Consider the following 4,583-nt stretch of genomic DNA (forward strand, 5'->3'; position numbering starts at 1 on the left):
TGACTAAATATTTGGTCAGCATGACATACTGGGAAGATCGGTCAAATGATCATTGAGGATCAAGTAAAATGGTGACTCAACCGTTGCTATTTTAAGCAGATTGAGTCAGATGGGCTGAATAGTTACGGCATTTTCAGCAAATTTTTTTACAAGCTGCGGATATGTTTTTTTCATTTAGAAAGCAGGTTTTCTTCATACTGAGACTTAAATTTACGTCCATCATAGCATGGATAAGCTCACCTCCAGCATTGCCATTATTTTAGTAGTAATGAAATATTCAAAAGAGCAGGCTCGCTCATGGATACTATGTCATTTTCGCTTGCCCTTTTTTTTCTAAACAGCTTTTGGACAAAAGCTTGATAGACTTTTGCAAAAGAACTTTAATGCAAACGTCACCTGAACTTATGTTCAGCCTGTGCCTGTCACATTTGTTCCAACTTGCTACAGATTATGGTTCGATTTGAATTACCGTTTTATCAGCTTTTCTTTCAGGCAATGGTAAAGTTGACAAACTCTCCTCACTTTCAGGTTCATGTTGTGATGTTGAGGTCATTTTCTTTAAAACAGCATCAGCGTTTTCTTTATGTTTTACGACAAGTTCAAGCACTTGCTTTTCCGACATTTCTCTTTTCCCTGAGCGCCTTAAAAAACGATTAATTTTTTGGGTAATAGCACCTATCGCTTTACTATCATTAACTTTAATATCAAGAATAACCAATCCGAGACAAAGTATACATGGAGGAACGACACAGACAGTTATTGCTCCAATAGTTGCACCTGCAATCACTGCTGCGTCTATATTACTACTATTGTTACTTGCGTCTGATGTTTGTGCGGGTGTTTTTATTGGTGTTTTGAATGGAATCATTGGTGTTTTTATTGGTGTTTTGAATGGAGTCATTGGTGTTTGTGCGAGTGATTTTAATGGCGTTTTTGATGGAGCGATTGGTGTTTGTATTGGTAGTTTTGTCGATTCAATAGATTGTTGTTGCAATGTAAGCGATCATTTTAAGACGCATTTCCAGCAGCTAAATTAACCACCACACTATCACCAACTTTAAATTAGGAGGTGATATGACCGCACGTAATTACAGAACCGCTGAACAGTGGCAACAAGTTTTCCAACTCTTTGAACAAAGTAACTTATCTATTTCTGACTTTTGTCGCCAACATAAGCTATCGACTTCTTGCTTTTATGCATGGCGTAAACGTTGTGCTTCACTGGAAGTAGATACAAGCCCTACAACACCACCCAGTGAACAGTGGCAATCAATTACTCTACCGAAACTAAATTCAGCCCCTAAAGAGACAGAACGGTCTTGGGATATTGAATTATCGCTTCCCAATGGCGTAACTCTTAAGATGCGTAATCATGTTGCTTCCTGAGCATCAACTTGAAATCTGGCTTTACAACCAACCTGTTGATATGCGGACCTGATTACCCATAAAGCCCAGCTACCGTTAAGAGCTTTTTAGGCAAAGGTGGCGTTCTTACTGCTATGTATATGAACCTTGGCAACAAATCTTCTAGTTTGAACCTTCGGATAAAGGAACTCGGCCGCAAGCAACCGAGTTTTATTTGAACAGTCCAAGCTGATCTGCACTTTTCTCTTTTTTGTCTAACTCTGCCAACTGATCTTGAATATATCTTCATCTTTTGATTCTGACTTTCTACAGCATAAGAAAAAATCAACTAACTTCATTTTCCAACTCCGTTTAGTTGTAACCTGATACTTGCTAACAGAGCTAACCAGGGGCTTGTCAGGCTGAGTCTGTATAGCGATATCGGCTTACCTTGTGAAGTTCAATTGTCGGTGTTGAATTATTCATTGCACCCTCACATCTCAAAAATAAGGGACTGATAGTGTTCACAGCCCTTATGTGTATTGGCAATGCTATATAAACAAATTAGCGACTCAAGTATCACTCTTTACAGGTTATTTCTTTACTTTACTTTGCTTTCTGAGGCTTTAAGTAGTTCAATTATTTGCCCATTACCTTTATTTTTCGCTAGCTCAAATGGAATTTGCGAGGTCTTGCCTGCGCTTAATGAAGACTTAACCGTAATGTCTGCATTTGCTTTAAGCAATCTTTTGACTATATCTACTTTGTTTTGCATTACGGCAAAATGTAGCCCAGAAACCCCGTTTGTAGATAGCACATTGACGTCTGCGCCTTGCTTGATTAAGTGGTCTACTATTTCTGACTGACCAGCCGCACACCCACGATGTTATAGGGAAATGCTGTCGTTACTCTCCTCATGCAGTATCTTGGTATTTACATCAAAGCCTGTTGGTAATTTTTGTTTTAGTAGTTGTATATTACCGTTAAAACAAGCCGTGCAAAGCTCATAAATTAACGGTTCCGACAATGCCTGACTGTCTTATGGTGTTGTAGGTGCTGTCTCAGCGGCTTTACTAGGCTCTGTATCTATTCCCTCTTCTAATTGTTTTTGTGTAATAGTGACTGTTTGCTGGCTGGAGTTATAGACCGCAGACACACCTTGGTGCCCTTCGCCTTGCTGTTCAAATATATCTGGATGAGTTTGTTTTGCAATACTGATTGCAACTCCTTCTATTTTTTCTCTTGCTTGCTGCTCAGTAATATCTATTCCTTGTTTACGATACCTTTTTACTAATTGAGCAATGGCTTCTCGTTTGATGTAACAAGTAATTGCACCGCCAACAAATACTATGGTTACCACTACTCCTGCAATGCTACCTATAACTCCACCTGCAATTGCTCCTGCCTCAATATCGTTACCTGAATCTTGAACCGTTAATGAGGGTTCGGGTAATAGTGTTTTTGTGGCTTGTGGTAATAGCGTTTGTGAAATGTATGAATCCGAGGTTCTAGTAATATCAATAACGGGCGGCGGTGTATATTGCGGTAATGGCTGCGTTGTGCCGTCTATGACTTCTTGAGGTGGTAAGCAAAAGGGAGTTCCGTCTTGCTGACAAGCTGTTCTTGGGAAATCTTCAAACTCTGGTGTATCCCCAAAGGAACAAACTCTTGCATCATCACACGTTTTTCTAATGCCGTAATCGGGTGAATTGCTGCATTTGACTTGTTCAACACAATTGCCTTGATTAGCAGATAAATATGTAAGAATTGAATAAACAATTTTGCATTTAGTATGTTGGGCGTTGTGTGCTGCGTAAGCTTCATAGTTACTGATGTTTGATAATTCACCAACACCAATGGTATGCCCGTTATAAGTCGCTAAAGTTAAGTTGTTACATTTCACAATCGGGAAGCCAGTAGGCGTATGAATTGGCTCTGAACATGTTGATTGTAAAACTTGAGAGGTGTGGGTAATAGACGGTTTGATGATGTTTACTGGATCTGGCGCAGTTGCCTTTAAACAAAATCTCAAATTAGGATTAAAGGAACATTGAGTGCCTATAGATGAAGCATTTTCATATAAATTTGCAAGTGAGGTACAAGTTACTCTATCTTCTAGGCTGCAACCTGAAATCCTTACTCCATAATACTGGCCATTCTCACACCTAACACGTTGATAACAATCTGGATTGTTGTGAGTAAAAATAGTTACACCTCCTAATTGAGCAATTTTACATAATGTGTTTTTTGCATTTTTGACTTGATAAGCTTCATTGAAATGAGAACTTACATATCCGACTCCATTTATTTCGTTTGGGAATACTCTGCATGGCACAGTCGGCAAATCATAAACAGGCGGTTCTACAAAGGTTTGGTTAATGGTTGTGTAATTGCAATTAGGATTCGGAGTTGGTATAGGTGCTTGCCTCGGAACTCTGTGAACAGGTTTTGGATTTGATGAACTGGCTTTGAGTTGCACTGATTCTGGAATACCTCCTTCAAGAGATAACAATTCACGAGCAACCATTCTTTTCGGTACTAAGCCTTCTTTCAGATTTGCAGACTCGACATGCTGTTTAACTTCAGGATATTCGGGGACACCAATAAAGTCATTGCCTTCATCATCGACAACCACATCAGGATTATCATTTGAGTTAGGACTTGTTGTTGTTTCTACTGGAATAATTTTGGTAGCATAATTAATGACCGCATCTACTGCCTGACTGGCGGCATAACCGCCTGCAAAACCAAAGGCACCATTACTAACGTGCCTAACAGCACTGTCCTTAGCAACGCCAAGTTCATCCATGGCCATATCTGAACCAGTAGCAGCAAGTTGACCACCTACTAAACCCGCCGCCGACTTTATTGTGCTTACCAGCATACTACCAGATGATGATGTTGCGGCAATAACTGTAGCTTGGGTTAGCGTGCGAACTGCACCAGAGGTATATTGCACGGCTTTAGTTTCTCTTAGAGATTCAGGCAATTGGTCGGTGGCTTTCTTTTCCATAAATCGGATTAATTGCCCTGACTTGCTAAATACAACAGCGTAGCCTAATGCCGCCACAGCACCACCTAAACCACCCGTGGCAACACCAACCCCCATACCTAAGTACCTAACTAAAAGTTATCTCATATTTTGAGCAATAATTATCCAAAATGGTTTCGACTGCTTTTTTGAGTTTCGAGTAAGTTTCGTAAGCACTAATGGATAACCACTCGTATTTGATTTTTCG

Annotated in this window: 3 protein-coding genes and 2 pseudogenes; 1 reads left to right on the top strand and 4 read right to left on the bottom strand. The window is 39.8% G+C overall.

Annotated elements, in window-relative coordinates; translation table 11 throughout:
• Positions 1 to 448: 448 nt before the first annotated feature.
• A complete protein-coding gene (locus D5018_RS20655) occupies positions 449 to 994 on the bottom strand; it encodes a hypothetical protein (RefSeq protein ID WP_121840866.1) in 546 nt (181 codons plus the stop codon).
• An 80-nt stretch (positions 995 to 1,074) separates the two neighbouring features.
• Between D5018_RS20655 and tnpA the strand changes: the two genes are divergently transcribed.
• Positions 1,075 to 1,386: an IS66 family insertion sequence element accessory protein TnpA gene (gene tnpA / locus D5018_RS20660; protein WP_121840867.1), complete on the top strand. Its 312-nt coding sequence runs from the start codon at positions 1,075 to 1,077 to the stop codon at positions 1,384 to 1,386.
• A 52-nt stretch (positions 1,387 to 1,438) separates the two neighbouring features.
• Here tnpA and D5018_RS22210 read toward each other — a convergent pair.
• From D5018_RS22210 to D5018_RS20670, 3 genes and pseudogenes are all read right to left on the bottom strand, one after another.
• A pseudogene (locus D5018_RS22210) lies at positions 1,439 to 1,549 on the bottom strand (IS1595 family transposase); the annotation flags it as partial.
• A gap of 396 nt (positions 1,550 to 1,945) precedes the next feature.
• Positions 1,946 to 2,218 (bottom strand): annotated as a pseudogene (locus D5018_RS20665) (ankyrin repeat domain-containing protein); the annotation flags it as partial.
• A gap of 165 nt (positions 2,219 to 2,383) precedes the next feature.
• Positions 2,384 to 4,453, bottom strand: coding sequence for a hypothetical protein (locus tag D5018_RS20670; RefSeq protein WP_121840869.1), 2,070 nt, complete (start codon positions 4,451 to 4,453; stop codon positions 2,384 to 2,386).
• Positions 4,454 to 4,583 lie beyond the last annotated feature (130 nt).

Origin of the sequence: Parashewanella curva, assembly GCF_003675895.1 — a bacterium.
GTDB classification, from domain to species: Bacteria; Pseudomonadota; Gammaproteobacteria; order Enterobacterales; family Shewanellaceae; genus Parashewanella; species Parashewanella curva.

Coding starts and splice junctions, on each gene's coding strand:
- D5018_RS20670 (WP_121840869.1), bottom strand. CDS start 4,453: ATGGGGGTTGGTGTTGCCACGGGTGGTTTAGGTGGTGCTGTGGCGGCA.
- tnpA (WP_121840867.1), top strand. CDS start 1,075: ATGACCGCACGTAATTACAGAACCGCTGAACAGTGGCAACAAGTTTTC.